General features: G+C 51.4%; 2 rRNA genes. Both read left to right on the top strand.

Annotated features, from left to right (window positions below):
• The first annotated feature begins 102 nt into the window (after positions 1–102).
• Positions 103–3,008, top strand: a 23S ribosomal RNA gene (locus FC57_RS10280).
• A gap of 66 nt (positions 3,009–3,074) precedes the next feature.
• A 5S ribosomal RNA gene (gene rrf / locus FC57_RS10275) occupies positions 3,075–3,191 on the top strand.
• Positions 3,192–3,193: the final 2 nt, after the last annotated feature.

Genomic DNA, 3,193 nt, shown 5'->3' with positions numbered 1-3,193 from the left:
TCAAAGAGCTAGTACATTGAAAACTGAATATAATCCAAGCAAAAAACCGAGACAATCAAAGAGAACAGATTGCAAGCGACCGAGAAGAGAATTCTTGAGTAAGGTCAAGTAGAAAAGGGCGCACGGTGAATGCCTAGGCACTAGCAGCCGATGAAGGACGTGACGAACTACGAAAAGCTTCGGGGAGCGGTAAGTACGCAGTGATCCGGAGATGTCCGAATGGGGGAACCCAGTGCAGCGATGCACTATTGGATGATGAATAGATAGTCATTCAAAGGAATACGCAGTGAACTGAAACATCTAAGTAGCTGCAGGAAGAGAAAGAAAGATCGATTTCCTTAGTAGCGGCGAGCGAAGAGGAAAGAGCCCAAACCAGTTGATTTATCAATTGGGGTTGTAGGACTGCAAGGTGGCAGCGCAAGCGATAGTCGAATTATCTGGGAAGGTAAGCCAGAGAGGGTGAGAGCCCCGTAAGCGAAATTGCAAGCGCGCCTAGCAGACTCCTGAGTAGGCCGGGACACGAGGAATCCCGGTTGAAGCCGCGAGGACCATCTCGCAAGGCTAAATACTAGCTAGTGACCGATAGTGAACCAGTACCGTGAGGGAAAGGTGAAAAGAACCCCGGAAGGGGAGTGAAAGAGAACCTGAAACCGTGTGTCTACAAGTAGTCAAAGCACATTAAAGTGCAATGGCGTGCCTTTTGTAGAATGAACCGGCGAGTTACGTTGTGCAGCGAGGTTAAGTCAGAAAAGACGGAGCCGGAGCGAAAGCGAGTCTGAAAAGGGCGAGAAGTTGTGCGACGTAGACCCGAAACCAAGTGACCTACCCATGACCAGGCTGAAGGTGTGGTAAAACGCACTGGAGGGCCGAACCCACGTAAGTTAAAAATTGCGGGGATGAGTTGTGGGTAGCGGTGAAATTCCAAACGAACTTGGAGATAGCTGGTTCTCTCCGAAATAGCTTTAGGGCTAGCCTCGTGGAGAGGATAATGGAGGTAGAGCTCTGTTTGGACTAGGGGCCCGTCAGGGGTTACTGAATCCAGATAAACTGCGAATTCCAGATATCCATACACGGGAGTCAGACTGCGAGTGATAAGATCCGTAGTCGAAAGGGAAACAGCCCAGATCACCAGTTAAGGTCCCCAAATCTATGCTAAGTGGAAAAGGATGTGGAGTTGCGTAGACAACTAGGACGTTGGCTCAGAAGCAGCCATCATTCAAAGAGTGCGTAATAGCTCACTAGTCGAGTGGCGCTGCGCCGAAAATTTACCGGGGCTAAGCATAGTACCGAAACTGTGGATGCATCGCAAGATGCGTGGTAGGAGAGCGTTCTAAGCGCGGCGAAGGTCAACCGAGAGGATGATTGGAGCGCTTAGAAGTGAGAATGCCGGTATGAGTAGCGAAAGACAGGTGAGAATCCTGTCCGCCGAAAGACTAAGGTTTCCTGGGGCAGGCTCGTCCGCCCAGGGTAAGTCGGGACCTAAGGCAAGGCCGAGAGGCGTAGTCGATGGAAAACAGGTAGAGATTCCTGTACTGTGTCCGATCGTTAAGAGCGAAGGAGGGACGCAGGAGGCGAAGCACGCATCGAGCTGGATCGATGTTCAAGCGGCAAGTGCGGCTAAGAGTCAAATGCTTCTAGCCAGCAACACGAGCCGTGACGAGGAGCGAAGTTAGAGTAGCGAAGGTGTTACAGTCACACTGCCAAGAAAAGCTTCTAGCCAGAGAGGACATACCCGTACCGCAAACCGACACAGGTAGTCGAGTGGAGAACACTAAGGTGAGCGAGAGAACTCTCGTTAAGGAACTCGGCAAAATGACCCCGTAACTTCGGAAGAAGGGGTGCTGGCCATGAGAATGGTTAGCCGCAGTGAATAGGCCCAAACAACTGTTTATCAAAAACACAGGTCTCTGCAAAATCGTAAGATGACGTATAGAGGCTGACACCTGCCCGGTGCTGGAAGGTTAAGAGGAGAGCTTAGCGTAAGCGAAGGTTCGAATTGAAGCCCCAGTAAACGGCGGCCGTAACTATAACGGTCCTAAGGTAGCGAAATTCCTTGTCGGGTAAGTTCCGACCTGCACGAAAGGTGTAATGATTTGGGCACTGTCTCAACGAGAGACTCGGTGAAATTATAATACCCGTGAAGATGCGGGTTACCCGCGACAGGACGGAAAGACCCCATGGAGCTTCACTGTAGCTTGATATTGAGTATCTTTTAAACATGTACAGGATAGGTAGGAGCCAAGGAAAGCAGGACGCTAGTCTTGCTGGAGGCAATGTTGGGATACTACCCTTGTTTGAAGGATGCTCTAACCTCGACCTGTAAGCCAGGCCAGGGACAGTGTCAGGTGGGCAGTTTGACTGGGGCGGTCGCCTCCTAAAGTGTAACGGAGGCGCTCAAAGGTTCCCTCAGAATGGTTGGAAATCATTCGCAGAGTGTAAAGGTATAAGGGAGCTTGACTGCGAGAGAGACAACTCGAGCAGGGACGAAAGTCGGACTTAGTGATCTGGTGGTACCGTATGGAAGGGCCATCACTCAACGGATAAAAGCTACCCTGGGGATAACAGGCTTATCTCCCCCAAGAGTTCACATCGACGGGGAGGTTTGGCACCTCGATGTCGGCTCGTCGCATCCTGGGGCTGAAGTCGGTCCCAAGGGTTGGGCTGTTCGCCCATTAAAGCGGCACGCGAGCTGGGTTCAGAACGTCGTGAGACAGTTCGGTCCCTATCCGTCGTGGGCGTAGGAAATTTGAGAGGAGCTGTCCTTAGTACGAGAGGACCGGGATGGACGCACCGCTGGTGTACCAGTTGTTCCGCCAGGAGCATCGCTGGGTAGCTATGTGCGGAAGGGATAAGCGCTGAAAGCATCTAAGTGCGAAGCCCCCCTCAAGATGAGATTTCCTTTGCGCAAGCAGTAAGACACCTCAGAGACGATGAGGTAGATAGGCTGGGAGTGGAAGTTCTGTGAAGAATGGAGCGGACCAGTACTAATCAGTCGAGGACTTGACCAAAGCGCGCAATCAAGGTTTTTTGCGAGAAGGATTATGTTTAGTTTTGAGTGCAAAAGCTCAAAAGAGTACGGTGGCGAAAGCAAGAGGGATACACCTGTTCCCATGCCGAACACAGAAGTTAAGCTTCTTAACGCCGAAAGTAGTTGGTGGGCGACTGCCTGCGAGGAAAGGAAGCTGCCGTGCTC

Origin of the sequence: Lactobacillus ultunensis DSM 16047, from assembly GCF_001436305.1 — a bacterium.
Classification (GTDB): Bacteria; Bacillota; Bacilli; order Lactobacillales; family Lactobacillaceae; genus Lactobacillus; species Lactobacillus ultunensis.
This window is presented reverse-complemented; position numbering and strand designations above follow the sequence as displayed.